Below are 26,353 nucleotides of genomic sequence, written 5' to 3' on the forward strand. Positions count from 1 at the left end.
CCATGCACCTGTCGGTCTCACGGCGCGACGCCCTTCGATACGCGTTGGCCGCGCCGATCCTCGCGGGTCTTCCGATAGCCCTTGCACCGCACGCATCCGCAGACGGCATGCGGCTGATCGACTTCACCGAGCGCCTGGTTACCCCGGAACAGATCAAATCCGCGGGGTACGCGGGTGCCCTTGTCTACGTGTCCGAGTTGCGGCCGGGCGCAACCTTTGACTTCAAACCCGTCACCCGGGACTACGCCGCCGGGCTACGCGCGGTCGGCCTTCACGTCGTCAGTTGCTATCAGTACGGCAAGCCCGGCTGGCCCACCCCATCCGACTTCACCCGCGGCTACGACGGCGGCGTAGCCGACGCACAGACCGCCCTGCGGCTGCACGGTGCCGCAGGAGGACCTGATTCCGCACCGATCTTCTTCAGCGTCGACGAGGATGTCGATCAGAACACGTGGAAAACTGTTGCTGTTCAATGGTTCCAGGGCATCAACGCCGTATTGGGCGTTCGCCGCACCGGCATCTACGGTCACGCCCGGGCGTGCGGGTGGGCGATCAGCGACGGTGTCATCGGGCACTCAACGACCGGCGGGTATCGCTGGGCCTGGCAGACACGTGCCTGGTCCGGTGGGGCGCGTGAGCCTGCGGCCGTGCTGTATCAAAGCGCGGTCAACACCGCCTCGACCCCCGGACCGCTCATCGGTGACGTACATGTGGACGTCGACGACGTTCTCGCTCCCGACTTCGGCCAGTGGGACTTGCCTCGATAAGCATCGCGAGATGCAGTCCACGCCCGCCATCCGTGGGTCGCCGCACACCCAGATATCTAGCACCGCAGCGGAACCAGATCTCCCGCTCTGAGGGACGCCACCAATTGAAGGAAGGTTACGCTAACCTACATTGGCTGGCCCATTTCATAGCCGGCCAGCGAGCACTGGAGAGGAGACGCCAGGGCCGCCCGCGCGTCGCCCTGGAAACCGGTCAGATGATGAGTTGCGAAACTGCTTCCCCCACAGTCGGCCCGATCAGCAGCGTAGGCAACGGCTCATGACAGCTCCGGTATGGATGGCGGCTCCTCCGGAAGTGCATTCCGCCTTGCTGAGCAGTGGCCCCGGGCCCGGCCCCTTGCTCGCAGCCGCAGCCGCCTGGCGCGCGCTGAGCACGGAATACTCGTCAGCAGCAACAGAACTCACTACAACGCTGGGTTCGGTGCGGGCAGGCTCATGGAACGGCCCCAGCTCAGAGCAATACCAGGCGGCACACGTGCCCTACCTGAGCTGGTTACAGCAGACCAGCACGGCCAGCGCGGGAGTGGCGGTGCAAACCGAGACCGCGGCCACCGCCTATTCCGAGGCGCTGGCCACCATGCCCACCCTTGTCGAACTCGCCGCCAATCACGCGACGCACGGGGCGCTGATCGCCACCAATTTCTTTGGTATCAACACTATTCCGATTGCCCTCAATGAGGCCGACTACATCCGGATGTGGATACAGGCCGCTACCGTGATGAGCACCTATCAGGCTGTCTCCGAGACCTCGGTGACATCAGCGACGCCGACCCTCCCGTCACCGGTACTGCTCTCGCCAGAAAGTGGTGGCACCGCACGGGCCGCGGCCCAGGACGCCACCAAGCCGCCGCCCATCGTGCCTGATCCGAACGATCCCATTGAGATGTTGCTGGCGAATTCCCAACACTTCCTGGGCATGTATCGCGCGCTGAAGGGACTGATCACCGACCCGGTCGGCACCATCATTCAGATCATCATCGACTTCTCCACCAACCCGGCCGCAGCCCTGGTTACCTGGCAGCCGCTGTTCTTTGTATTCGCCTACGCCGCAACATTTGGCGTGATGGGAACGCCCATCTACGCCGCAATCTTGGGCCCCGCGGCAGGCATCTCGCTCCCGCTCGCCATCACCTTGGGCAGCCTGTCCCAGATGCCGGCGGCGCCCCCGGCCGACCTACCCGCAGAGGTCGTCCATCCACGTGCAGAGCAACCGAACGCCGTCGCGATGAGTGGAGGCACGGTGACCACGGCGAGCTCCGCCGCGCCCACCCCGTCATCTACCTCCACAGTGGCCCCCAGCTCCGCCCCGGCGCCCACACCGCCTCCCACGGGAGTCGAAGGCCTGGGTTATGCCGTTCGGGGCGACGGTCCCGGAGTCGGGTTCGGGCCGACCATGGGCCACAGCACCGGCGCCGTGGCCCACGCACCGAGCAGTGCCGTGGCGCCCGCCGCGGCACTGGCCTGCAATCCCGGAAAGTCCAGGAGCCGCAGGCGCCGTCGCGGAACCGCCGAGGACCGCGGCTACCGCCACGAGTACGCCACCATGGACACCGAAATCCCCTTCGGCCCTGATGATCCGGCGACCGTGAGGGCCTCTAGCACGGGTGCGGGGAGGCTCGGCTTCGCCGGCGTCCGCACCACGTCGGCGGGCACCGAGGCCGCCGGATTGGCCACCCTCGCAGGGGACGCGCCCGAGAGCCGGACCAGCCCGATGCTGCCGCAGACCTGGGCCGTTGATGGGGATGACACCGCACGCTGACTCCTCGCGCTTCCGGCACTCATGCTCGATGTTTCAGTATTACTCCGAGCGGGTATGCCCTCCCACATAAGGCTCCAGGCGCCTTAGGCAAGGAGAGGGACATCATGATCATTTTGGGCATTCTGCTGGCCGTCTTGGGATACGTACTGGCCATTCCGATTCTGCAGACAATAGGAATAGTCCTCGTAGTAGCCGGGCCATGCTGTGGATCCTGGGGGCAGTGGACAGGCCGGTTGCGGGCCGCAAGGTGTGGTTTTGAGTGCACCCCCGCATAAGCGACGGCGACCGGGTGCGCCTATCTGTTGGGTCCGGGTCGTGACGTCAGCCAACTGACGGTGGTGGTCACCGGTGCGTCAGCCGGAATCGGCCGACAGACCGTGACACAACTGCGCGCCCGCGGGGCCCGGGTCATCGGCGTGGCCCGGCGTGCGGACGAGCTGCAGATACTGGTGGCAGAGACCGGTTGCGAGTGGCGGCTGGTGCAGGATCTCGCCGACGAACAGGTGGATGTGCTAGTGAACAACGCCGGTCATTCGATCCGCCGTCGCATTGTCGATGCGTCTGACCGGCTGCACGATTATCAGCGCACGATGGCACTGAACTACGTCGCACCGGTACAACTAACCCTCGGCTTGATGCCCGGAATGATTCAGCGCGGACGCGGCCAGTCCGTCAATTTCTGCACATGGGCCCTGCACGCCAAAACTTCCGCGCTTCTCCGCATACGCGGCCTCGAAGAGCGCGCTGGCGATCTTCGGACGTAGTCTCAACGCCGAACGCCCACACTCCGGTGTGCACGCGACCAACGTGTACTTCCCACTCGTACGCACCGAAATGATCGCACCCACAGCGGAATACGACGGAGCCGCCGCATTGCGCGCCTTGCTGCCGGCGATCGACCTATTCTCTCCGACAGCATCGGACAGCACCATCGCCTCGATCACATAGACACGCACAGACGTACCGGGTGCCGATCGCGGTACCCGACACACTACCAAGACACACCCTGCCGCGTTGGGGCGGCGGGAGCGCCAGTAAACAACCGTGCTCATCGTGCGAACAGCCGCGTTGCCACGGATACTCGACTTATGGCTGAAGTTTCGGATCTTGCACCGATAGGCGCGGTTACCCGGACGCAGGTGGGCCGGGAGGCCACCGAGCCGATGCGTGAAGACATCCGGCTCCTGGGCACCATCTTGGGCCGAACGGTACGTGAGCAGTGCGGCGACGAGGTCTTCGAACTCGTCGAGCGGGCGCGGGTGGAGTCATTCCGGGTGCGCCGATCGGAGATCGACCGCGCCGAGCTGGCAGACCTGTTCGACGGCGTCGACATTCACCAAGCCATCCCCGTCATTCGGGCCTTCACCCATTTCGCGCTGCTGGCCAATGTCGCGGAGGATATTCATCGGGAGCGTCGTCGCGCCGTCCACGTCATCGCGGGCGCACCACCGCAGGACAGCAGCCTCGCCGCCACGTACCTGAAACTCGATGCTGCGCAGATAGATTCAAATCGCGTCACGCGCGCGCTGACCGGCGCACTGGTGTCGCCGGTTATTACCGCCCACCCTACCGAGACACGCCGCCGTACCGTATTCGATACCCAGCATCGCGTCACCGAGCTCATGCGACTACGGATGCATGGGCTGACGCGTACCGAAACCGGCCGCGATATCGAGAGCGAACTGCGGCGGCAGATTCTCACACTGTGGCAGACGGCATTGATCCGCTTGTCCCGGTTAAAAATTCAAGACGAGATCGCGGTCGGGCTGCGGTACTACCAGGCGGCGTTCTTCGAGGTGATACCTGAGATCAACGCCGAGGTCCGCAAGGCGTTACGCCGCCGGTGGCCGGATACGCAACTGCTCAGCGAGCCGATCCTGCGGCCTGGATCCTGGATTGGCGGCGACCGGGACGGAAATCCGAACGTCACCGCCGAGGTAGTGCATCTTGCGACGAGCAGCGCCGCCCAGACGGCCGTTGCCTACTACTTCGAACAATTGGTGGCACTCGAGCAGGAGCTCTCCCTATCGATCCGCCTGGTCACGGTTTCTGCCGACCTGACCGCGTTGGCCGAACAAGGTGGCGAGACCGAGCGGGCAGACGAGCCCTACCGTCGTGCACTGCGCGTCATTCATGCGCGTCTCACCGCGACCGCTGCCCAGATCCTTGACCAGATGCCCGAGCACGATCTGGATCTCGACCTGAGTCCGTACCACACGCCGGATGAATTGCTCAGCGACCTAGACGTCGTGGACGCTTCACTACGCGCACACGGCAGCGTGGTACTAGCCGACGATCGTCTGCGCGTGCTACGAGAAGCTGTTCATGTCTTCGGTTTTCATCTCAGCGGTCTGGATATGCGACAGAATTCGGATGTCCACGAAGAGGTGGTGTCCGAGCTACTCGCGTGGGCCGGGGTGCACGCCAACTATCGATCGCTGTCGGAGCCGGAGCGCATCGAGGTACTGCTCGCCGAGCTACGTACTCGCCGCCCCTTGATCGGCGAGGATGCGGAGCTCTCCGAGCTTGCCCGCAAGGAACTCGATATCGTCGCTGCCGCCGCACGGGCCGTTCAGACATACGGCCCTAGGGCAGTTCCCAACTACATCATCTCGATGTGCCAATCCGTTTCGGATATGTTGGAGGCGGCGATTCTCCTCAAAGAGGCAGGCCTGCTGGACGCTTCCCGACCGCGGCCATTCTGCCCCGTGGGCATCGTGCCGCTGTTCGAGACGATCGACGATCTGCAACGCGGCTCCGCTATTCTCGAGGCGGCACTGGAACTTCCGCTGTACCGCGCCCTGGTGGCGTCCCGAGGCGAAAGCCAAGAGGTCATGCTCGGGTACTCGGATTCCAACAAGGATGGTGGCTACCTGGCCGCCAACTGGGCCCTGTACCGCGCCGAACTGGACTTGGTGGAATCCGCGCGCAAGACCGGAATTCGATTGCGGCTCTTCCATGGTCGCGGAGGCACCGTGGGCCGCGGCGGTGGTCCGAGTTACGACGCCATCCTGGCGCAACCACCGGGGGCGGTGGCCGGGTCGCTTCGTATCACCGAACAGGGCGAAGTAATCGCCGCCAAGTACGCCGAACCACGCACCGCCCATCGCAACCTCGAGACACTGCTGGCCGCAACCCTGGAGTCGACGCTGCTCGATGTCGAAGGTTTGGGACAGGCGGCTGGCGCAGCGTACGAAATACTCGATGACCTCGCCGCGCGCGCTCAGCGCGCCTACCGCGAATTGGTGCACGAAACACCCGGATTTGTCGAGTATTTCAAGGCGTCGACGCCAGTCAACGAGATCGGGGCCCTCAATATCGGCAGTCGGCCCACGTCGCGGAAACCCACCACATCGATCGCCGACCTGCGCGCTATCCCATGGGTTTTAGCGTGGAGCCAATCGCGGGTGATGCTGCCCGGCTGGTACGGCACGGGAGCCGCGATCGAACAGTGGATCGCCGAAGGTGATGGACGACTTGAAGTGTTGCAGCAGCTCTACCGTCAATGGCCGTTCTTTCAAACGGTCCTCTCCAACATGGCTCAGGTTCTGGCCAAGTCAGACATGGGATTGGCGGCCCGCTATGCCGAACTCGTTGATGACGAAGCGCTGCGGCACCGGGTTTTCGACAAGATCGTGGCTGAACACGACAGAACCATCGCCATGCATCAGCTGATTACCGGACATGACGACCTGCTTGCCGACAACCCGGCACTGGCACGTTCGGTGTTCAACCGTTTTCCCTATCTGGAGCCGCTCAACCACCTACAAGTTGAACTGCTGCGTCGATACCGTTCTGGCGACCAAGACGAACTGGTGCAGCGCGGGATACTGCTCACGATGAGCGGTCTGGCCACAGCGCTGCGCAACAGCGGATAGCCGCTGGATGCTCACGCGCTGACCGTCTCGTCTGGCTGCGGGCCGAGTTCGGGCTCGTCCCTGAACGTGGCGCGTTTGCGTGTGGGCAGCTTCTGGGGCCACCAGAACCATGGTCCGAGTATCCGGGCTAGCGGCATGACCAGGAACAGGCGAACGATCATCATGTCGAAGATCAGTCCGATACAGATGGTCGATCCGGCCTGGCCGATATTGACCACATCGCTGGACAGCATCGCCAGCATGGTGCCGGCCAGCACGAAGGCCGCGGTGACGGCGACGTTGCCGGACCCCGCGATGGTGCGGATCAGGCCCGTGCGGATACCTGCGTGCAACTCCTCCCGGTACCGGGAAAGCAATAGCAGGTTATAGTCACAGCCCACGCCCACCAGCACGATGAACGCGATGGGCAGTGTCAGCCAATGTAATTCAATTCCTATCAGGGTTTCCCAGATGAAGGCGGCCAGTCCGAGGGAGCCCAGGAAAGACAGCACCACGGTAATCAAGACAATCACCGAACCAGCGAGGGTTCGGGTAATGACCATGACGATCAGGAACACCAGTCCGAACGTCGCCAACATCATCGTCAGGATGTCGTTCTGGGAAAATGCCTGGACGTCACGGTAATTGGCAGATGCACCAGCCACCAGCAGATCAACATTGGACAACGACGTCCCCTTGATCGCCTCGTGCGCGGCGGCCTCAGCCCGCTGGATCTGATCGATGCCCTCCGGGCTCATGGCCTCGCCCTGGTGGTAGATCAAAATCCGGGCGCCCTTGCCGTCGGGTGTCATCATGAACTTCAGGCCGGTCTGAAAGTCCTTGGTCTTGAACGACTCAGGCGGCATGAAGAAGAAGTCGTCGTTCTTGGCGTTATCGAACGCCTTGCCCATATCGACCATCGGATTAATCATGGGTTCGAGCTGGGCAATGGTGGCGTGGAACAGACTTTGCATCGTCAAGGTCAGCTGCTGCATGACGGCCATGTTCTGCACCATCGCATTGAGCTGCGTGATCATCTGCGGCGTGGCCGCGTCCACCATGCTCAGTCCATCGACCATTGGGCCGAGCTGCGAAGTCGCCTCGTCAATATTGTCGACCGATTCGTTCAGCGAGCGCATGGCCCAACAGATCGGGATGTCGAAGCAGTGCGGCTCCCAATACAAATAGTTGCGCACCGGCCGGAAGAAATCATCGAAGGTGGCCAGGTTGTCGCGCGTCTTGTCCATCGCGGCCTTCAGACCCCGAGAAGCTTCCACAGACATCTGCGTGCCCGCGGACAGCTGACCGGTGATGTCCGCCATGTTCTTACTCAACTGCATCATGTCGCCCATCCGCGCGGCCATGGTGTCGATATCGGCGACGCGGTCTTTCAGGAACCCGAGATTCTGACCGATCTTGGTTCCCATCGAACCCATCGCGTAGGGCAGCGAGGCGTGCTCCAAGGGTCGGCCGTTGGGCCGGGTGATGCTCTGCACCATCGAAATACCCGGCGTACGAACAATATTCTTGGCGATGCGATCCAGGCTGATCATGTCGGTGGTGTTGCGCATGTCGTGATCGGCCTTGATGTACAGCGTGTCGATCGAGAGCTGACTTGGCTGGAAATGCCGATCCGCGGCGTCATACCCGCGAGACGACTCGACGCTCTTGGGCGCGTAATCACGATCGTTGTAGCTGACCGTGTAGTTGGCCAGGTTCGCAATGCACAACGGAATCACCAGCGCCGCAACCGCAATCATCGCGGCGGGCCACTTGGCGATGGCCGTTCCCAACTTGCGCCAGACCGGGCTGGTCTTGGCCGGCTCGGACAACCAGGGCACCTTGCTCCCCAGGGTGAGCAGCGCCGGACCCAGCGTGAGTGCGGCGATGACGGCCACGACCATGGCCACGAAACACGGCGGACCGAGCGTACGGAAGTAGTCGAGGGTCGTGAGGCTCAGGCACAGGCACGCACCCGATATGGCGACACCCGATCCCAGAACGACATGGGCCACGCTGCGCACCGAGGTGTAGTAGGCCGTTTCGCGGTCCTCCCCCGCGCGCCGGGCCTCCTGAAAGCGACCCAGGTAGAAGATCCCGTAGTCGGTAGCCACACCCAGGACCAAAGACACCGCCATGTTCATCGCGAACGATGAGATCCCGATGATGTGATTCTCGACCAGGAGCGAAACGACGCCGCGGGCCGTCGCCAACGTGATCAGGACGCCGATCAACGGGATGATCGCCCGGGTGAACGAGCGGTAGGCGATGAGCAGCATGGCGATGATCACCACAACGGTGACGATGGTCAGTGTGACCATGCTTTCATCGGCGGCGTTGAGGGTGTCCGAGGCCAGGGGTGCGGGGCCACTCACGTAGACCGTGAGACCCTCGGGCTTGTCCTTATCCAGCTTCTCGATGACGCCGCGGATGGCCTTGATCGATCTGTTCGAATCGGCATCACCCAAATCTCCGGCAGGTCTGACCGTCAGCGTTGCCGACTGCGCGTCCGCGCTCTGCTGACCCGACATGGTCACCGGGTCGCCCCACAGATTCATCAGCGACTGCACATGCTCTTTGTCGTCAAGCAGACGGCGGACCATCTCGTCGTAGTAACGATGGTCCTGCTCGCCGAGCGTGCGGCCCTTTGTTTCTAGGACAACCACCGCCATGCTCGTGTAATCGGACTCCTGGAAGTCCTGCCCCTGGGTGATGGCAGCGGCCGACGAAGGTGCATCACGCGGAATCATCGCCTTGGCGTTGGCCGCGGTGGTTTCTTCCAGGGTGGGCACGAAGATGTTCAGCGCGGCGGCAGCCACTACCCAGAAAATCACCACCGGAATCGCGAGCACCCGAAGCAATCGCACTGGCCCAGGTCGCTTCCCGGGCTCCTTCACCACCGGCGGTGCGGAAGGTACCTGCACCGGACCGGTATCCGCGTCCTCCGGCGGCTGCTGACCCGACGTCATGCTGCCGTCACCGTGCATGCAACCGCGGCACCAGCATGGTTGACGACCTGTTCCTCACGGACCTCGCCATTGACCCGGATGCGGCAGCCCAACGAGTCTCCATCGACCTGAGCGACCAGGCTCAGCGACGCAGCCGACGACATCGTGGTTTCAGAGACAGACCACGGCAGTGATGTCAGCACGACATCAACCGGTTCGCTCTTGAGATTTGCATAGGACACTTTCCCGCTAGCTCCCAAATTGCCGAACACCTCGTAGGTGACGTTCTTGGGATTGATCTGAACAACCGTGGCCGGAATCGGACGGGTAGTCGGCGGGTGGCTAATCGCCTGCGACTTCTCTCGAATCCGATTGACGCCGAACGCGACGACCGCGACGACGATCAGCGCCACCAAGGGCATCCACAACGTGCCGAGGATTCGCCCCGCACGGCCACTCGACCGTTTGCGACTGCTCGTCTTCGAGGCGGTGTGTCGGGAGCGGAATGCACCACGACCATCGAATCCCCTCATCACATGCTCCTTGCGACCACAGAATCCTTTGTTACTACGAGTAACATAACTCTTGTTACCGAAAGTAACAAGTGGGCTAGGCTGTTGGCTCATGGAGGCCAGCTCGACACGTCAACCGTGGGTGCTGCGTCACACCCACCTACTCGACACTGCCGAGCAGTTGTTCTTTGAGCGCGGCTTCGCCGCGGTGTCGTTGGGTGATATCGCCCAGGCCGCGGGCGTCACGAAGCCCATCGCCTACCGCCACTTCACCACCAAAGATGGCGCATATTTAGCCTGCGCTCGCCGAGCACAAGCCGACTTCGCGCAGGCACTGATCTTGCGAGTTGACGCCTCGTTGGCGGTGCGAGAACAGTTCGCCACCGCCGCCGACCTGTTCTTTGAGCTCCTAGAGACCCATCCCGAGCGGTGGGAGCTTATTTACGGCAGCGCCGCGGTGCTGCCGGCCGAATCACGAGAAGAACTCACTGCCCTGCGGTTGGACAACATCCAGACGACGTACCGACTGATCATCAAGGATCGGCCAGGCATACCTGAGCTGTTCGCCGAAGGTCTCGCCCACGCCATGTCCGGGGCCGCTGAGCGCCTCGGACACTGGTGGCAATCCCGTCCCGACTTAAACCGCCAACACATGATCGACATCTACGTCGAGATCTTCTACGCCGCGGTGGCCTCCTACATCGAACCCCACGAGGAGTGACCGCATCCGATCCCGCAGACGGCCGCTGCTATCGCACGGCTTTGATCGGAAGCACCGCCAGCGCACCGAGGACCGACAGCATCATCGACGCGAGGTACAGGACGCTGAAATCTCCTTGGTCATGGTGCAACCCGAATAGCGCGGTGGCCAGCAGGGGGACAAGCAGCTGCGGCAGCAGGTACGCCATGGCCACCACGCCAAGGTCTTTCCCCGACGACTCCGTCTCGGGGAGCACCTCCGTCATCAGCGCCAAGTCCACCGCGGCGTAGGCACCCTGCCCGGCTCCGATTACCGCCGCGCCGAGCAGGAGTGCATGAAAGTCTTTGAACAGCAACAGAATCACCAGGCCGACCGCCGTGATCAGGCACGAGGCCCAAACGATGCCCTTGCGCCGCCCGGTGCGATCCGACCACCAGGCAGATACCGCTGCGGTGAGCATATTGGTGATCAAGAAGGCGCCGATGATCACGCCGTACTTGGCGGCCGCCTCATGCTCGGACAACCCCAGGGTGCCCGCCACGATGTACAGCATGTAGACCGTCACCAACAGCACCGACATCGTGACGAAGAGCCGGCAGATCCACGCCCACGCGAAATCCTGGTGCTTCCTGGGATTTATCCAATAGCTGGCCAGGATCGCCTGCCAGCTTCGGGGGACCCGGTGCGTGCGGACGATGTCGCGCAGAACAAGTACGGCGGCGCCGTTGAACAGCAGCGCCATCACCGCCGGGAGACCGAACCACCACCGGGGGTCGTTGGGCAAGACGTTGATGAAAACACTACCGACCACGGGCGCCAGGCTGGTGGAGATGCCGAACACCGCCGCAACACGTGCGCGGATGGCGACCGATATCTGATCTGCCAACAGTGCGTTAAACACTACAAGCGTTGCCGCGAAACCTATCTGGGTGATGCACCAGCCAGCGACGACCCCGCCGACCGTGGGTGCCGTGGCCAATGTCGTCAGACCCACCACCCCGATGAGGGTGCCTCCCACGAGAAACGGCCTGCGGATACCGAATCGCGAGAGAGATGTGTCGCTGAGATGGCCCAGCGGCGGTGTCACCACGATGATCGCAATTCCACCGAGAGCCATCGTCAGCGACAGCGCCTGGGTCTTGTGTCCTGGGTCAAGCTCGGCAAGACGCAGGGGGATGCTCACCGCACCGGCGGCAAGCAGCGCGACCGCGGAGGCGAAGTAGGCCAGCAGAAAGACCGGCAGGAAGGCGCGCGGCTGCACAACCCTGACATCCGCCTCAAGGCGTGTAACAGGCGTTTCCGTAGACATACGGTCCTCTCGATGTTCTTCGAACAACCACTGTAGGTGGTCTTGCGCGAGGGCCGCTGGGGACGAGATCGTTCGCGTTGACGAGGCAGAGCCCGGTTATCTCGCTCGCTTCACCACAGTGGTTGAGGACAATAAGCTCGTGTACGTACCGAAGAGCTTCGCGATACGGGACGACGAGACAGCCGCGGCGCTCTCCGAAGTCGGCCTGGCACACCTCGTCACCCACGACGCCGACGGATACCTGGTGACACCGGTTCCCCTGCTCTATCGGGCCGCGACCAACACTGTGGTGGGGCATGTCTCTCGGGCCAACCCGCACTGGCAACGAAGTGGACCGGCCGTCGCGATCTTTCCCGGGCCGCAGGCGTACATCTCCCCGAGTTTCTATGCCACCAAAGGCGAGACCGGCAAGGTGGTGCCCACCTGGAACTACGAAGTCATCGCCGTTCACGGCAATCTCACCGCTCATGACGATGCAGACTGGGTACGCACGCTCGTCGCCGAACTCACGGACCGGCATGAGCAGAACAGGGAGTCACCGTGGGGAATCGATGATGCGCCAGAGGCATTCACCACCGCACAGATACGCGCCATCGTCGGGATCGAACTGAGCATCGATCGTGTCGAAGGCAAGACGAAGATGTCCCAAAACCAGCCCGAACGCAATCGCACCGGCGTCATCGACGGACTACGCCAGTCCCCCAACCCGGCAGACCAACGCGTCGCCAAGTGCGTGGAGACCCGGAGCTCCGGGGACTAGCCCTCCGCGGTCTCCTTGATGCGTTGCAACGAGCGGTGCAGTCCGTCCAGCGCAAGGACGTCACGCGGCCTGCCGAACGGACCAGACCAGCGCAACACTCGGTGAAGAAATGCCGAGCGAGGCCATTCGCGGTATTCGGTGACCATGACACCGCCGTCCTCATCGGGATCCAGGTAGTAGCCCCATACCGTGCCGACGAGATAGACCTTGAACTCAAAATGACGGCCAGGCTCCAGTGCCGTCACGCGGCACGGCGTCGCCCAGATAACCGGTCCAATGCGGTTGACCCCGATGAACCACGAGTTCACCACAGGGGCAGCCGAGGGTTTCAGCCACCACCCGGCACGGTTCTCCGGGCTGAAGCGGCCCATGCGGGTGATATCGGAAGCCATGTCCCACAACTGTTCCGGCGGTGCGGACACCTGCACCGAGTACTCGTCGCGCACACTTTCGGCGGTTTCCGTGCGTAGTACCTCGGCCGGACGACGAAGCGGGTTCTTCACCATGGTGCTCCTCGCGCGTCCGTACTGCGTTGTACTCACTGGAACGAACCTAGGGGACGCCACGATCGGAGGAAGGGGCTTCGGCGCTACCCACCTGAAGTGTGTGACAGGTCCCAGCGCACGTTGTTGCCAATCACCAGACTGGAGAACCCCCGGTTTGCGCCAGCGGTGCACCCGTCACCACGTAGATGTTCCACTGAATCCATCCTCGTAGCCGTCGGCCGTCGGTGCACCCCGGGAAGTTCGTGGTTCTGCCGCTCGACGACCCTTCCCGTGCCTGCCGCTCAACTACCGTCGAGCTTGTGACCGTATCGGGATCGTGCGTCGTCCGGGCCTGTGCCGTCGTCGCCGTTTTACTGGCCCTCGCCGGGGTGCCTTCGTGCGGGAACTCAGTGCATCCGACCCCTGCGCCGAGCGTGGTTCCCCACGGTCCTTTCGCACCAGTCACCCAACTCGTGAACGACGCGGTTGCGGCACCTCGACTGCCTGGTGCGGTGGTTGAAATTGGACACGCCGGCAAGATCGTCTTCCGGCAGGCTTTCGGGTGGCGCAAGCTCCCCGACGAACCAGGCCTGGATGGGTCGCCCTCCCCCGCCGAACCGATGACCACAGACACGATTTTCGACCTGGCATCGTTGACCAAACCCCTTGCGACAAGCGTGGCCCTTCTCCAGCTGTACGAAAAGAGCCTGGTGGGAATCGACGAGCCCGTGCAGACGTATCTACCGGACTTCAACCCCGCCCACGACCCATGCCGCGCCCAGGTGACGCTTCGTATGCTGCTCACTCACACCTCGGGCGCCGGAGGTGACTTGAGCCATCAGGGCCCGTGGGGACTGACAGAAGCAGACAAGGCCGACGGCATCCATCGCGCACTCACCGCCCCGTTGGCATTCGACCCCGGCACGACGTTCCATTACTCCGATATCAACTTCATCATCCTCGGAGCACTCATCGAAAAGATCACCGGCGAGTCCTTGGATGTTTATGTGCAGAACAATGTCTTTGCGCCGTTGGGCATGGCCGACACTCGATACCTTCCCGCGGCGAAGTCGTGTGGCTCTCGTCAAATCATCGGTACGGCAATTGCTTTCGACACGGCCGCGCATACCCCGTGCTCAGCAGGTACCTGGAGCACCGAGCTGTTGACACGCATCGCGCCGACTGCTCATGACGAAGACTCCCCAGGCCTCAACCCCAACTACGACCATCTGATTCGCGGCACCGTGCATGACCCGACCGCGCGCCGGATGGGCGGTGTGGCCGGCAGCGCTGGTGTGTTCTCGACCGCCGACGATGTCGGCCGGTACTCCCAAGCGCTTCTCGATCGGCTCGCCGGGCGCGCGAGCCCGTTCCCGCTGAAACAATCCACCCTGGAATTGATGACGAGTCCGCAGCAGCCCGGCCATACCCCCGCGCAACTCAATGCCGCTAACGACGCCATCCGCCAGGCCATCGAAAAGGCCCCTAACCCAACAGATCCCCTGCTTGCACCGAGATACCCGGCCATCGCCGGACAGAACCTCCGCGGCTTCAGCTGGGATATCGATACCGAACTGTCCAAGCCGCGCGGAATGCTCTTTCCCGCCGGCAGCTTCGGCCACTCCGGCTTCACCGGGGTGTCGCTGTGGCTGGACCCAAGGTCGGACACGTACGTAATCGTCCTGGCGAACGTCATCCATCAACGAGGCGGCCCACCCATCGTGAGGCTGAGCGGCGATATCGCTACAACAGCCGCACAGATTCTGCATCTCTACAGCAACTAATCGGGCCCTGCAATCGAGAACGCCTGCGCCCGTGACGATCACGAGATCCTTCGCATTGATACAAGAGCGTTATGCAAGGGCCGTCGAGGCGACAGCTTTAACATCAGTCACTTTGTTAACATCGCGCAATGCAAGACTCGTCGGGGACTGACAGCCTTCGGCGCACCTCACGTCCGGTAACCCGGCGTGACGCGCTGCGCTACGCCACTGCGGTATCGGCATTCGCCGGGTTGGGTGCGGCATCACTTGGTGCCGGCACACCGACGGCCTCGGCCGCCGCTCCTACATTGATCGACTTCGCCATGCGCCAGATTCCCGCGGAGCACATCAAGGCCGCCGGGCACGCGGGAGTGATCAATTACGTCTCCACGTCACGTCCCGGCTCCTCCATGGGCGCCAAACCGATCACCCGGCCCTACGCCCAGGCGCTCACCGCAGCCGGGCTGGTGATCGTCAGCAATTTCCAATACGGAAAGCCCGGTGGCACAGCGCCTTCGGATTTCACGCGTGGATTCTCCGGCGGCGTCGAGGACGCTCGCACCGCCTGGCAGCTGCACACCGCGGCCGGCGGCGGCCAGAGCGCACCGGTCTTCTTCTCCGTCGATGACGACATCAACCGCGACACCTGGAATGACGTTGCGCTGCCGTGGTTTCGGGGTATCAATTCGGTGTTGGGGGTGCAGCGCACCGGCATCTACGGGGGTGTCAATCCGTGCCAGTGGGCCGCCGCCGATGGCGTGATCGGTAACTCACGGTCGCCCGGCCACGTGTGGGCCTGGCAGACCCGGTCCTGGTCTCGCGGCCAGGTCTTCTCCGGCGCGGTCCTCTACCAGCGCATCGTGAGCACCGCGTCCAATCCGGGCCCGGTGGTTGGCGGGCTCGAAGTCGACGTCAGCGATGCCCTGGCCCAGGATGTCGGCCAGTGGAACTTCCATCAATGAGGTCGTAGAGCACCGACCCGCCACGTCGGTGGCTGTCGACGAGGTCTCAAACGGCCACGCTGCTACTCGCGGGGCGCAGCCGCGCGATGATCCCGTCGAGGTCGAGCACGAACATGTTGGGCCGGAAGACGCGGCCGCCGGGCTCCTCACGAAACTCGTGTGGGATACCGGCGTCGCTGAGGCGTCCGCGGAACTCCCGCTGGCCGGCAAGCACCTGGCTCTCCTGCACGGTGTCGAACCAGTTGACCGACAAAGCGATACCGGGCGCCGGGTGCGCCGCAGCGGCGGCACTGTCATTGCTGACGCTAGTCATCAGCACCAACAAATATCTGACTACCAAATCCTGCTGAAATACCGACCCAATTCAGGTGAGCGGCGCGTATTCATTCAAAGTTGCAGCATTAGCGCCGTGGCCTTGAACGCGAATGTCGGCGTCGTTTGGTGGCGAATATCTGCGTCGGCGCGTGACATCGCTGATTGAGTGTTCGCGAATTTCAGCGTCTGCCCAGCGCGCCACGCTGACTTCCGATGTACACGGCCGGTGAGACCGCGGACGGCGGGCGGCATCAAGAACATTTGGCGCACTAAAGTTGGTGTCGGTTGGCGCCGGCTTTTATGCGGCCGGATGTGGCCGGGACCGGCTGGGTTACCGTGGCCACCCTCAAGAGGGTGCGGCGCGCATTCCGCTGAGCAACGTGGCGATGACTGTTTCGGCATCTCGTGCGGCTTGGTCGGGGTTTTCGCTGGCGGCGACGAACAGCACGGCGTTGCAGTAGACGCTGAAGAGAATGTCTGCGGTCGCCGTGACGGGCACGGGTTTGGATTCACCGGTCTCGATAGCGTGGGTGAGGGTGGCTCGAATCATCGGCAACGATTGCTTTTCGTCGAGCTGGCGCACCCTGTCCCATCCGAGCACACTGATCGCCTGTGCGAGCAGGGCGCGGGCGTCGGCGTCGAGGACGTAGCTGCGCAGGAATGCGCGGGTGGCGAGTTCGACACGCTCCCATGCAGAGGCTTCGCTAGGCATCGCCGCGATCGCGGTTTGCAGAACTGCGGCCTGACTGTCCTGGAACAGCTCGGCGAAGATCTCTTGTTTGTCTCGAAAGTGGTGGTACACCGCGCCATTGCTGGATTCGGAGGCGCGGGCTATTTCATCGATCGATGTTGCTTCGAAACCCTTGGCGATGAACAGATCTCGTGCCGCGTTCAGCACCGCCGTGCGGGTCAAGGCTGCGCTGATGTCGCGCCGCCGAGGCTTGACCACTTTCATGGAGTGAAGCATACTCGCCGAACACGACTTTTTCACAGAGTGTTACTCTGTACATGCGCACCCCGGCGAACGGAGGACCCGTGGCTTCATTACGAGAGGTCGAGTTGTCGGCCGGACGGATTCGGTACCGTGACGGCGGTGACGGGCCGGCGGTGGTGTTCGTGCACGGCGTGTTCGTGGATTCGGCGGTCTGGCGCAAGCTGGAATCCCCCTTAGGCTCTGCGGGATTCCGCGTTGTCGCCCCCAACTTGCCGTTGGGCTCTCACCTGCTGCCGATGCACGCAGACGCGAAGATGTCACCACGAGCAGTGGCGGCCCTGCTCGTAGAGTTTCTCGACGTCGTGGATTTGCGGGATGTCACGCTAGTTGCCACCGACACCGGGGGCGCGATCGTGCAACTACTCCTGGCTTCCGGGCGCCACGACCGCATCGCGCGCGTCGTGTTGACTCCGTGCGATTCATTCGACAACTTCCTACCGCCGTCCATTCGCATCCTGCAACACGTCGCACAAGTTCCGGGCCTCTTGGCGGTTGGGGTGCAACCGCTCCGCAGCCGTTTCGTGCGCCGCCTCGTGTACCGCACCTTGGCCAAACACGGTGTCCCCGACGACATCGCCGCTGCGTGGGTACATCCGATGCTCACCAGCGGCGAGGTGCGCCGCGACACCGCCCGCTTCCTTGCAGCAATCGATCACCGCGACACCCTGGCCGCCGCTACGGTCCTGCGCAGTTTCGACAAACCCGTCCTGTTGGTGTGGCCGCGAGGTGCACCGTTCTTCCCATTCGAACACGCTGAGCACTGGGCCCAGATCCTGCCCGACGCTCGTCTCGTGGACGCCGGCGACAGCTACACCTTTGTTTCCGAGGACCAACCAGAACTGCTCACCAGCGAGATCGTGGCGTTCATTCAAACAACACGCCCACCCGCTCCGACGAAAGACCTGCCATGAACGCCAGAAGCACCTCCACCGGATCCGTCACGCCTGGTATATCAGCGACCGCACCGGCAGGAACTAACCCAGCACCGGACGGCGCAGAGCGTGACCGGCTCCACCATGACGTCACCCGTCTACTCGAATTCGATCGGCGCACGGCGACGGCAGGCGAGTACCGTTCAGCGCGCTACATCGCCGACTCCCTGATCGCCATCGGCGCCAAAGATGTTGTGCTCCCGATTTTTCGAACCCACTCATCGTGGGTGCCCCCACATCTGGCGCACATCGCCATCGGGGGGCTGGCCGCCGCGATCGACCACGGAGCCGCTCGCACCTTGGGCGCGCTCGTCACGATCTCCTACGAGCTCGAGGTCTCCGGCAGAAGCCAATGGATACGCCGGCTGATCCCGGCACGCCGGGGCACGTCGGTGACCGCGCGAATCCCGGCTGCCGGCGAGTCGCACCGCACACTGGTTGTCGTCGCGCACCACGACGCAGCGCATACCGGGTGGATGTGGCAGCGCTCCGCGGTGGCTGGCAGCCAATGGCTGTCACGCCACACCGGCCGCGCCATCCCCAGCCACGCGCCCACCCTTGCGGCATTGGCAGCAACCGCGTTGCCTGCCCGGGCGGCACGGATCGCCGGCGCCGCTGCCCTGGCGGCCAGCGCCGCGCTCATGGTGCAGTCGACGCGCAGCCGCACCACCCCCGGGGCCAACGACAACGCCACCGGAGTCGCCGTCGGCCTCGAACTCGCACGACGTTTGACGACCAACCCGCTACCCGACACCACTGTCCTGCTGGTCTTCCCCGGCGGCGAAGAGGTCGGCAACACTGGTATCCGCCAGTGGCTGCGACAGAATCGTCGGCAGCTCGACCCCGAGGCCACACTGGTGATAAACCTCGATGCTGTCGGCAGCCGCGGCCCCTTGGCCGTAGCGCACCGCGAAAGCCTCACCAACCCGCTGTCAAAAAGAGCAGTGCAGCGCGCACGACAGTGCGCCGCCGAACTAGGGATCGAGCTACGAACCAGGGCGATCCCGAACGCGACCGACGCCGTTGGCCTCACCCACGCCGGGCTGACCACCATCTCACTGCTGTCTGACGAGCACGGCTGGATCAGTCACCTTCACCGCACCTCCGACACGATCGACCAAGTCGATTGGCACACCGTCAGCCAGGCCGCCGCATTGACCGAGCACATCGCCACCACCTGGGCTACCGAAGGAAACCAGCAATGAGCCCCCACACATCTCGGCTGACTACCAACCAATCGGGGCGGGTGCTTACCGTCACATTCACCAACCCGCCGCGACACTTCTTCGACGAGGACATGAGCCTGGCGTTCGACGACCTCACCCGTGCGCTGGCTCGGGACTCCTCGATCGGCGCAGTGGTATTCACCGGCCACGGCGACCATTTCATCACCCATTTCGATGTTCCCGACCTCCTCCGCGGCGCCCGCTCCACCCCATTCCCGGTCGGATACACCGCGGCGCGCGCAGCCGCGGCCGCTGCAAGCCTGGCGACCCGCAGCCGTGCCGTGGACCGGGCACTGCGCTCTACTCCGGCGCGCGAGGTCGTGTTCATGGCGCGCACCTATCGATCGCTTAACCGCCTGAACAGCATGGACAAGGTGGTCGTCGGGGCGGTCAACGGGCTTGCCCTGGGCATGGGATGCATTTTGTCGCTCACCTGCGATATCCGCCTGATGGCCGACGACACCCAGATGGGGCTCCCCGAATCGGCACTGGGCATGCTGGCCGGTGCCGGCGGCACGCAACGGCTGACCCGCATGATCGGCACCAGCCGCTCCGTGGAACTGCTGCTTGACGGGCGCTGGCTCAACGCCGCAGAGGCCGCCAACCTGGGCCTAGTCCACGAAGTCGTTCCCCGCGCCGATCTGCTCGGTCGTGCGCATACCGTCGCCGAACGCCTGGCACGGCGTTCGCCGATCATCACCCGTGAAATCAAACGCTGCGTCTATGACAACGGCAGCCGCCCCCTCCCTACCGCACTGGCCCGCGAAGCCGCCAGCCTGATCACCACGCTCACCACCCGCCAAGCCGAACGCAGCCTGAGCGCCTACAACGACCACCTGTCCAACGTCGGTGAACTCACCGACGACGCCATCATGCGCGGCTGGCGACCTCTACTCGAACACGGCGTTCCCGCACCGTCTTCCGCCGCTACACCAGCCCATCAGCCACACGCCCCGCACTGATCGGAATCCGACGATGCGACGATCCACCACCACCGACCGAGACGCTGGTCGCAATGAAACGCAACGGTGGGCGGCTGAGGAATGCGTAACCGGGCCCAGCGTCGCCTGCTACGCACTGCTCGCCGCAGCCTGGGGCAATCGTCTCACCCGGCGGAGCCGCGGGGTCGGTGCGCAAGTCATCGCCGGAGTCGCCCGACAGCCGCACTGGGATGGGCAATGCGGGCATGGTGGCTAGGCCGTCTCGCGTTGAGCTCTATGCCGCAATCCGCCGCGACACCCGGGCGGGCTTGTCCGGGCGTGAGGTACAGCGCAAGCATGGTGTTGGGTGGCGCACAGTTCAGGAAGCGGTCGCTTCGGCGTGGCCCTCCCCGCGGGCGCCCTACCCGACTCGGGCGTCGAAACTCGACCCCTTCAAACACATCATCGACGAGATCCTGACCGCCGACCTCGATGCGCCTCGTAAACAGCGCCACACCGTGACGAGGATCTTCGACCGGCTGTGTGACGAGCATGCCATGAACCAAGTCTCCTACCCCGTCGTGCGCGCATATGTCGCCAAGCGCCGCCCACAGATCCGCGCCGAACACGGTCGTGCCGAGCCCGGTGTGTTCATTCCTCAAACCCACCTGCCTGGCCGTGAAGCCGAGGTGGACTTCGGCGAGATCGCGATACGGCTACGCGGAGAGCTGGTCACTTGTCACCTGTTCTCCCTTCGCATGTCCTACTCAGGTAAAGCCGTGCACCGGGTCTCGGCTACTGGCGGGCAGGAAGCCTTCTTCGAAGGTCACGTCCATGCCTTCGACACCCTCGGTGGAATTCCTGCTGGCAAAATCCGCTATGACAATCTCAAAGCCGCAGTCGCCCAGGTGATCGGCTTCTCTCGCCAACGTGTCGAGACCGACCGCTGGGTAGCGTTCCGCTCACATTTCGACGTCGACGCCTTCTACTGCCAGCCCGGCATCACTGGCGCGCACGAAAAGGGCGGCGTCGAAGGCGATATCGGCCGATTTCGTCGCAACCACCTCGTTCCCGTTCCCGAAGTCGACTCCATACGAGATCTCAACGACATGGTCAACGGCTACGACATCACCGACGACGACAGGCGCATCGGCAGCCGCGCCCACACCGTCGGCGAGGCCTTTACCGTTGAACAGAGCCTGCTCAAGCCGCTACCCATGGAGCGCTTCGAAACCGGCCTGTGGCTCACACCGCGCGTTGACCGGTACGCCCAGATCACCGTCCGCTCCAACCGATACTCCGTTCCATCCAGGTTCATTGGCCGACAAGTCCGCGTTCTGCTCCATGCCTCCGAGTTGTCCGTCTTCGACGGCCGTACCCCGGTCACCGCACACGAGCGACTACTCACCAAGGGCGCTGCCCGGCTCGACCTTAACCACTACCTGGAAGCCCTCATCCGCAAACCCGGCGCCTTGCCCGGATCCACCGCGCTCGAACAGGCCCGAGCCGCAGGCAGATTCACTCCAATTCACGACGCCTGGTGGGCGGCTGCCTGCAAGGCCCACGGCGACGGCGACGGCACCCGGGCCCTCATCGAAGTACTCCTGCTGCATCGTCACATGCCCCACGAACACGTACTGGCAGGGATCACCGCAGCGTTGCATGCCGGCGCGCTCACCGCCGACGCCGTCGCGCTGGAGGCCCGCAAAGCCGCCGATGCGAACCACCTGCACGACCGCACCAACGAGCCACCTGAGCCTGCGCCGACAAGGGCGCGCATTGCCTCCCTCACCCAGCGCAGGCTGACCCACCTACCACCCGACGACCGGCCGATACCGACGGTGACGCCCTATGACCGGCTACTCCGACATCAACGCACTCACTGACCCGCATGAGACCAAGGATCACCAATGGGCACAACAGCATCCACCCCCGCGCGCCGCGGCTTGACCGAGCAAGCCGCCGACGCCGCCATCGACCAAGCCTGCCGCATGCTCCGGCTCCCCACGATCCGGGGTCAGTTCACCGACACTGCCGACTCTGCAGCCCGACAGCAGCAGTCCTATCGCGCATTCCTCGCTGACCTCCTGCTCGCCGAATGCGATGACCGCGCCCGTCGCCGCTCCGAACGCCGCATCCGCGCCGCGGCGTTCCCGCGTGAAAAGTCTCTGAGAGGCTTCGACTACGCCGCCAACCCTAGTATCGATCCCGCCGTCACCAACACGTTGGCAACCCCCTGCGACTGGATCCGCAAAGGCCAACCGCTATGTCTCATTGGTGATTCCGGTACCGGCAAGTCCCACCTGCTCATCGCGCTCGGGACTGAAGCGGCCATGGCTGGCTTCCGCGTCAAATACACGCTGGCCACGAAACTGGTCAACGAACTCGTCGAAGCCGCCGACGACATGATGCTCACCAAGATCATCGCCCGGTACGGAAGAGTCGACCTGCTCTGCATCGACGAACTCGGCTACATGGCCCTGGACAAGCGCGGCGCAGAACTGCTGTTCCAAGTACTAACCGAGCGCGAAGAAAAGGCGTCTGTAGCCATCGCATCCAACGAAGCCTTCAGCGGCTGGACCAAGACCTTCACCGACCCCCGTCTCTGCGCTGCGATCGTCGACCGCCTGACATTTGGCGGCAACATCATCGAAACTGGCACCGACTCCTACCGCCTCGCGCACACACTCAACGCCCGCGAAAAACCCCAACGCTGACGACGACATTCCCGAACATCCCGCAAGCTCTCACGCCCCTGGTGACGCCAGAGTTCGCGAACATTCGACCCCAGAGTCCGCGCCCAAAGCCAAGCGCCGGCAGCCCGCCCCGTCGCATCTTTCGATGCGACAAGGCGCTGGCTGGGCGGCGGAGTTTCATAGGCGCGAATTACTGCGTGGCGTTCAAGTGCGAAGAAGGTGAAGGCGACGCTGCGATCTTCAGTAACGCGTTCCGGCATATTTCGCGGATCTCCCGGCGTGGCTGCTGTCGGTGCTGCAGGCTTTGGTAAGCAGATGACAGCAAGGACCAGATAATGGTGATGATCCACTCCGCGGTGAATTGCGGATCCATGGTGCGGTCCTGCTGACCGCGCGCAACCACGGCCATGATGCCGCGGTCGGCGTCGCAGTCGAAGTCATCGATGCCATCGTCGCGGGCGGTGTGCATCCACCAGCCGAGGCTTTCGATTCGTTCTAGTAGTTCGTCAACGATCCTGGTGTACGCGGCCAGTCCGGTGCCTTCGCCGATGCGGGCAGCTTCTATGGCTTCGTCGTATTGGGCTTCCACGTAGCTCTCGATGCTCTCCATCAGTGAGCTGCGGTCGGGGAAGTAACGATGCAGCGTGCTGCGCGCGACACCTGCAGCGGTCGCGATATCGCCCATCGCGGCGGCTGGGCTTTTGCTCAGCACTTCGATGGCAGCAGTGAGCAATGTTCCGCGTGTTCGATCCCGAACTCGGGGGGGTCGGGTCGGGGAAGCAGTCATATAGCCATCGTCCACCAGGACATGGTAATCGAACACGAATTGACGACAATGGGACAGTCATGTCCTAATTGTTGCGTGACCTCAACCACGGCGTCCCTACCGGCGGCCCAGCTCGGACGCCCATCCCGAGTGGCGATTCTCTGGGGGTTCGCCCGCCCGCACGCTCCCAAACTGGTTTTCGCGCTGTTTTTGGGATTGGGCGTGGCGGCCGCGGAACTGGCTACCCCGTTGGTCACTCGCTGGGTCTTGGACGCCATCGGTGCCAGCGGTAGCCGGTTCACTGAGCCGATACTCCTGCTCGCTGGCTTGATCGTGGCGGGCACCGTAATGAGCTGGTGCCAGTGGGTGGTTCTGGGCACTCTCGCCGAGAATGTCGTGTACGGCGCACGCCAGGGAATGGTGCAGCGGTTCCTTCTTGCGCGAGTGCTCCCGCTGCAGGCTCACCCGACTGGCGAACTGGTGACGCGTGTGACAAGCGATTCTGTTCTGCTCAGGGAGGCGGCGTCGTCAAGTGTCGTCGGGCTCGTGAACAGCACGATTACCCTGTTTGGGACCCTGGTGATGATGGTCGTTCTGCATCCGCTGCTCGGTGGGGTGACGATCGGGGCCATCGCTGTGATCGCGCTGGTGTTCGTGGTGCTGATGCCGGGGATCGCCCGGGCGCAGGAGCGGGCCCAGGACTCGTTGGGCAATCTCGGCGGCGCGCTGGAGAGCACCCTGCGTGCGATCAAAACGGTCAAGGTGGCGGCTGCCGAGCACCGCCAAGCGGACGCACTGTTGGCACACGCCGCCGAGTCGAGGCAGTACGGTCTGCGCGCGGTCCGGCGCGAGGCGCTGGTGTGGAGTGTGGCCTTCTCCGGAATTCAGGCAGCCACCCTCATTATCGTCTGTGGTGGAGCCTATTTGGTGTCGACCGGCCAGATGACAATGTCCACCCTGGTGGCCTTTCTGCTTTATGCCGTGGGCCTACTCGGCCCGACCATGGAACTGAGCAACGATCTGGCCACGCTGCAAGCAGGCATAGCGGCCGCCGGCCGGATTCACGAAGTGCAAGTTTTGGACACCGAATTAGACTCGATCACTCCACCAGTGAGCCGCGACGTGAACCCGGCGCCGGTGATCGCTTTCGACCAGGTGACGGCTCGCTACCACGACGGTGGACCGACGATCCTTCACGATGTCAGCCTCGAGGTGCCCAGCCGTGGACACACCGCGATCGTGGGTCCCTCCGGTGCAGGCAAGACAACTCTTTTCTCGCTGATCCTCAAGTTCATTGATCCTGAGAGCGGCCGATTGTCGATGGCTGGAACACCGTACTGCGAGCTCGGCATCGGCGAGATCCGGGGCAGACTGGGCTACGTCGAGCAGGATACTCCGCTGCTGCCAGGAAGCCTGCGTGACAACCTGGTATTTACCAACCCCGAAGCCGCGGAAGGCGATATCGCCGAAGTTCTGAGGCGGGTGCACCTGACCGAACTTGCCGAGGGACTCGATCAAGGCCTCGATACCGACGTGGCGGGCACGAATATCTCCGGCGGGCAGCGACAACGCATCGCTCTGGCCAGGGCCCTGCTCGGGAACCCTGAGGTGCTTCTGTTGGACGAGGCCACTGCCCAAATCGATGGCCTGACCGAATCGGCAGTGCACCAGGTGATTCGGGAACAAGCATCGGCGGGGGCAGTGCTCACCATTGCGCATCGGCTATCCACGGTGATCGATGCGGACACCATTGTCGTCATGAACCAAGGGCAGATTGTCGACCGCGGTCGCCACTGCGACCTGTTGACCCGCTGCCCGCTGTATCGCCGCCTCGTTGACTCCTTGCGGCTCGATACGCCCCACACCGGCGACTCCCTCGCCGCCACACGGAAGTGATTCCTAGACAATGCCTTCGAAGACAGAGGCTGCGGCCGTCAAGCACTCTGCCTTGGGTCCCTTCCACGACCTAAGGGAGATGGCCCTGGGGGCACTTCCGGCCGTGCTCGCCGGCTCCACGGGTGCAGCGGCATGGCTTTACACCTCGGGGTGGTACGTCACCTTCATGACAGGCAACACCGAGCGCCTAGTGCTCGAACATGTAAACGGCAATCACGCACTCGGACTTTCTGCCGCCGCAGCTGTCGGTGCTTTCCTCTTCGGTGTGAGCACAGCGACATTCGCCAGACTGTATCTGTGGCGCAAGGCCAGACACGGTGCCACGGTCGTGGCGACGGTGGCGGTTCACTGCGTGGCTATGTGATGTGCTACTCCCTGACGACGGGCCGCAGATCGGAGCGATACCTGTCCTGTGTCTGGCATTCGGCCTCGGCGCCCTCAACACGTCGATAAGCCGCCGGGGAGAAGTGGTCATGCCGCTTTCCTGCGTAACCGGAACATTGGTAAAGATCGGGCAGGGCGCATCCCTTCATCTGGCAGGAGTCACCAAATGGACGTGGGTAGCTCACCTGACTATCTACTGCGGATTCCTGACTGGGGCTGCGATCGGCGGCATCGCTTTTACCTCCATCGGCATCCACAATGCGCTGCTCGCGCTATGGATCACCGCTTCCCTCGTCGCGTTAGCCGCCTGGCAACTGGACCATCTCCGATTCCTCACTCACGACGACAAATAAGGACGGCGCTACCCGGAGCTGCGGCATCACG

General features: G+C 63.4%; 21 protein-coding genes and 2 pseudogenes. 16 read left to right on the forward strand and 7 right to left on the reverse strand.

Features of this window, described 5'->3' with window-relative positions; all coding sequences use genetic code 11:
* The first annotated feature begins 2 nt into the window (after window positions 1-2).
* The 4 genes and pseudogenes from B4383_RS05885 (at window position 3) to ppc (ending at window position 6,422) form a co-directional block, all read left to right on the forward strand.
* Window positions 3-767 carry a DUF1906 domain-containing protein gene (locus B4383_RS05885; protein ID WP_078289858.1) on the forward strand — a complete coding sequence of 255 codons (765 nt, stop codon included), beginning with the start codon at window positions 3-5 and terminating at the stop codon, window positions 765-767.
* A gap of 277 nt (window positions 768-1,044) precedes the next feature.
* Window positions 1,045-2,544 (forward strand): PPE family protein, encoded by a 1,500-nt coding sequence (locus B4383_RS05890; protein ID WP_078289856.1) that lies wholly within the window; start codon window positions 1,045-1,047, stop codon window positions 2,542-2,544.
* 299 nt (window positions 2,545-2,843) lie between these two features.
* Window positions 2,844-3,492: pseudogene (locus tag B4383_RS05895) on the forward strand (SDR family NAD(P)-dependent oxidoreductase).
* A 140-nt stretch (window positions 3,493-3,632) separates the two neighbouring features.
* The gene (gene ppc, locus B4383_RS05900) at window positions 3,633-6,422 is read left to right on the forward strand and encodes a phosphoenolpyruvate carboxylase (RefSeq protein WP_078289853.1); all 2,790 of its coding nucleotides are present in this window, start codon (window positions 3,633-3,635) and stop codon (window positions 6,420-6,422) included.
* Window positions 6,423-6,433: 11 nt separating this feature from the next.
* Here ppc and B4383_RS05905 read toward each other — a convergent pair whose 3' ends face one another.
* Both B4383_RS05905 and B4383_RS05910 read right to left on the reverse strand, forming a co-directional pair.
* On the reverse strand, window positions 6,434-9,370 hold the full coding sequence (locus B4383_RS05905) for an RND family transporter (protein ID WP_078289851.1): 2,937 nt from the start codon (window positions 9,368-9,370) through the stop codon (window positions 6,434-6,436).
* On the reverse strand, window positions 9,367-9,771 hold the full coding sequence (locus tag B4383_RS05910) for an MmpS family transport accessory protein (RefSeq protein ID WP_078289849.1): 405 nt from the start codon (window positions 9,769-9,771) through the stop codon (window positions 9,367-9,369). The genes B4383_RS05905 and B4383_RS05910 overlap by 4 nt, the downstream gene beginning before the upstream one ends.
* A gap of 202 nt (window positions 9,772-9,973) precedes the next feature.
* Between B4383_RS05910 and B4383_RS05915 the strand changes: the two genes are divergently transcribed.
* Complete coding sequence (locus B4383_RS05915) at window positions 9,974-10,582, forward strand: TetR/AcrR family transcriptional regulator (RefSeq protein WP_078289847.1); 609 nt, start codon at window positions 9,974-9,976, stop codon at window positions 10,580-10,582.
* A gap of 28 nt (window positions 10,583-10,610) precedes the next feature.
* Here B4383_RS05915 and B4383_RS05920 read toward each other — a convergent pair whose 3' ends face one another.
* The gene (locus tag B4383_RS05920; RefSeq protein WP_078289845.1) at window positions 10,611-11,870 is read right to left on the reverse strand and encodes an MFS transporter; all 1,260 of its coding nucleotides are present in this window, start codon (window positions 11,868-11,870) and stop codon (window positions 10,611-10,613) included.
* 139 nt (window positions 11,871-12,009) lie between these two features.
* Between B4383_RS05920 and B4383_RS05925 the strand changes: the two genes are divergently transcribed.
* Window positions 12,010-12,630 (forward strand): FMN-binding negative transcriptional regulator, encoded by a 621-nt coding sequence (locus tag B4383_RS05925; protein WP_078289994.1) that lies wholly within the window; start codon window positions 12,010-12,012, stop codon window positions 12,628-12,630.
* Here B4383_RS05925 and B4383_RS05930 read toward each other — a convergent pair.
* A complete protein-coding gene (locus B4383_RS05930) occupies window positions 12,627-13,172 on the reverse strand; it encodes an SRPBCC family protein (RefSeq protein WP_139360563.1) in 546 nt (181 codons plus the stop codon). The two genes, B4383_RS05925 and B4383_RS05930, sit on opposite strands and share 4 nt — an antisense overlap.
* Window positions 13,173-13,435: 263 nt before the next feature.
* Here B4383_RS05930 and B4383_RS05935 point away from each other — a divergent pair, with 263 nt between their 5' ends.
* On the forward strand, window positions 13,436-14,899 hold the full coding sequence (locus B4383_RS05935; protein ID WP_078289993.1) for a serine hydrolase domain-containing protein: 1,464 nt from the start codon (window positions 13,436-13,438) through the stop codon (window positions 14,897-14,899).
* A 128-nt stretch (window positions 14,900-15,027) separates the two neighbouring features.
* Entirely contained in the window at window positions 15,028-15,840 is an 813-nt protein-coding gene (locus tag B4383_RS05940; protein ID WP_078289841.1) for a DUF1906 domain-containing protein, read from the forward strand.
* Between the two features lie 46 nt (window positions 15,841-15,886).
* Here B4383_RS05940 and B4383_RS05945 read toward each other — a convergent pair.
* Together B4383_RS05945 and B4383_RS05955 are read right to left on the reverse strand one after the other, a co-directional pair.
* Window positions 15,887-16,084, reverse strand: a pseudogene (locus B4383_RS05945) (hypothetical protein); the annotation flags it as partial.
* Window positions 16,085-16,501: 417 nt separating this feature from the next.
* Complete coding sequence (locus B4383_RS05955; RefSeq protein ID WP_176126475.1) at window positions 16,502-17,110, reverse strand: TetR/AcrR family transcriptional regulator; 609 nt, start codon at window positions 17,108-17,110, stop codon at window positions 16,502-16,504.
* A gap of 80 nt (window positions 17,111-17,190) precedes the next feature.
* On the opposite strand from B4383_RS05955, the gene B4383_RS05960 reads away from it, so the two are divergent.
* From B4383_RS05960 to istB, 5 genes are all read left to right on the forward strand, one after another.
* A complete protein-coding gene (locus B4383_RS05960; RefSeq protein WP_286143975.1) occupies window positions 17,191-18,060 on the forward strand; it encodes an alpha/beta fold hydrolase in 870 nt (289 codons plus the stop codon).
* Entirely contained in the window at window positions 18,057-19,286 is a 1,230-nt protein-coding gene (locus B4383_RS05965) for a M28 family peptidase (protein WP_078289833.1), read from the forward strand. Before B4383_RS05960 ends, B4383_RS05965 begins: the two co-directional genes overlap by 4 nt.
* Window positions 19,283-20,269 carry an enoyl-CoA hydratase/isomerase family protein gene (locus B4383_RS05970; RefSeq protein ID WP_078289831.1) on the forward strand — a complete coding sequence of 329 codons (987 nt, stop codon included), beginning with the start codon at window positions 19,283-19,285 and terminating at the stop codon, window positions 20,267-20,269. Before B4383_RS05965 ends, B4383_RS05970 begins: the two co-directional genes overlap by 4 nt.
* A 224-nt stretch (window positions 20,270-20,493) precedes the next feature.
* Window positions 20,494-22,113 carry an IS21 family transposase gene (gene istA / locus B4383_RS05975; RefSeq protein WP_078289992.1) on the forward strand — a complete coding sequence of 540 codons (1,620 nt, stop codon included), beginning with the start codon at window positions 20,494-20,496 and terminating at the stop codon, window positions 22,111-22,113.
* Between the two features lie 24 nt (window positions 22,114-22,137).
* Window positions 22,138-22,944: an IS21-like element helper ATPase IstB gene (gene istB / locus B4383_RS05980; protein ID WP_078289829.1), complete on the forward strand. Its 807-nt coding sequence runs from the start codon at window positions 22,138-22,140 to the stop codon at window positions 22,942-22,944.
* Between the two features lie 169 nt (window positions 22,945-23,113).
* On the opposite strand, the gene B4383_RS05985 is transcribed toward istB, so the two are convergent.
* A complete protein-coding gene (locus B4383_RS05985; RefSeq protein WP_139360564.1) occupies window positions 23,114-23,725 on the reverse strand; it encodes a TetR/AcrR family transcriptional regulator in 612 nt (203 codons plus the stop codon).
* Window positions 23,726-23,785: 60 nt separating this feature from the next.
* On the opposite strand from B4383_RS05985, the gene B4383_RS05990 reads away from it, so the two are divergent.
* From B4383_RS05990 to B4383_RS27035, 3 genes are read left to right on the forward strand one after another with little or no spacing between them, the layout of a single operon-like run.
* Window positions 23,786-25,585: an ABC transporter ATP-binding protein gene (locus B4383_RS05990; RefSeq protein WP_286143976.1), complete on the forward strand. Its 1,800-nt coding sequence runs from the start codon at window positions 23,786-23,788 to the stop codon at window positions 25,583-25,585.
* 10 nt (window positions 25,586-25,595) lie between these two features.
* Complete coding sequence (locus tag B4383_RS27030) at window positions 25,596-25,949, forward strand: DUF1275 family protein (protein WP_286143977.1); 354 nt, start codon at window positions 25,596-25,598, stop codon at window positions 25,947-25,949.
* A gap of 1 nt (window position 25,950) precedes the next feature.
* Entirely contained in the window at window positions 25,951-26,322 is a 372-nt protein-coding gene (locus B4383_RS27035) for a DUF1275 family protein (protein WP_286143978.1), read from the forward strand.
* Window positions 26,323-26,353: the final 31 nt, after the last annotated feature.

It is taken from the genome of Mycobacterium sp. D16R24 (genome assembly GCF_002013385.1).
Classification (GTDB): domain Bacteria; phylum Actinomycetota; class Actinomycetes; order Mycobacteriales; family Mycobacteriaceae; genus Mycobacterium.

What these genes read in the sequence shown, in the direction of transcription:
- B4383_RS05885 (WP_078289858.1), top strand. Translation starts at nt 3, where the DNA reads ATGCACCTGTCGGTCTCACGGCGCGACGCCCTTCGATACGCGTTGGCC.
- B4383_RS05890 (WP_078289856.1), top strand. Translation starts at nt 1,045, where the DNA reads ATGACAGCTCCGGTATGGATGGCGGCTCCTCCGGAAGTGCATTCCGCC.
- ppc (WP_078289853.1), top strand. Translation starts at nt 3,633, where the DNA reads ATGGCTGAAGTTTCGGATCTTGCACCGATAGGCGCGGTTACCCGGACG.
- B4383_RS05905 (WP_078289851.1), bottom strand. Translation starts at nt 9,370, where the DNA reads ATGACGTCGGGTCAGCAGCCGCCGGAGGACGCGGATACCGGTCCGGTG.
- B4383_RS05910 (WP_078289849.1), bottom strand. Translation starts at nt 9,771, where the DNA reads ATGCCCTTGGTGGCGCTGATCGTCGTCGCGGTCGTCGCGTTCGGCGTC.
- B4383_RS05915 (WP_078289847.1), top strand. Translation starts at nt 9,974, where the DNA reads ATGGAGGCCAGCTCGACACGTCAACCGTGGGTGCTGCGTCACACCCAC.
- B4383_RS05920 (WP_078289845.1), bottom strand. Translation starts at nt 11,870, where the DNA reads ATGTCTACGGAAACGCCTGTTACACGCCTTGAGGCGGATGTCAGGGTT.
- B4383_RS05940 (WP_078289841.1), top strand. Translation starts at nt 15,028, where the DNA reads ATGCAAGACTCGTCGGGGACTGACAGCCTTCGGCGCACCTCACGTCCG.
- B4383_RS05955 (WP_176126475.1), bottom strand. Translation starts at nt 17,110, where the DNA reads ATGAAAGTGGTCAAGCCTCGGCGGCGCGACATCAGCGCAGCCTTGACC.
- B4383_RS05965 (WP_078289833.1), top strand. Translation starts at nt 18,057, where the DNA reads ATGAACGCCAGAAGCACCTCCACCGGATCCGTCACGCCTGGTATATCA.
- B4383_RS05970 (WP_078289831.1), top strand. Translation starts at nt 19,283, where the DNA reads ATGAGCCCCCACACATCTCGGCTGACTACCAACCAATCGGGGCGGGTG.
- istA (WP_078289992.1), top strand. Translation starts at nt 20,494, where the DNA reads ATGGTGGCTAGGCCGTCTCGCGTTGAGCTCTATGCCGCAATCCGCCGC.
- istB (WP_078289829.1), top strand. Translation starts at nt 22,138, where the DNA reads ATGGGCACAACAGCATCCACCCCCGCGCGCCGCGGCTTGACCGAGCAA.
- B4383_RS27030 (WP_286143977.1), top strand. Translation starts at nt 25,596, where the DNA reads ATGCCTTCGAAGACAGAGGCTGCGGCCGTCAAGCACTCTGCCTTGGGT.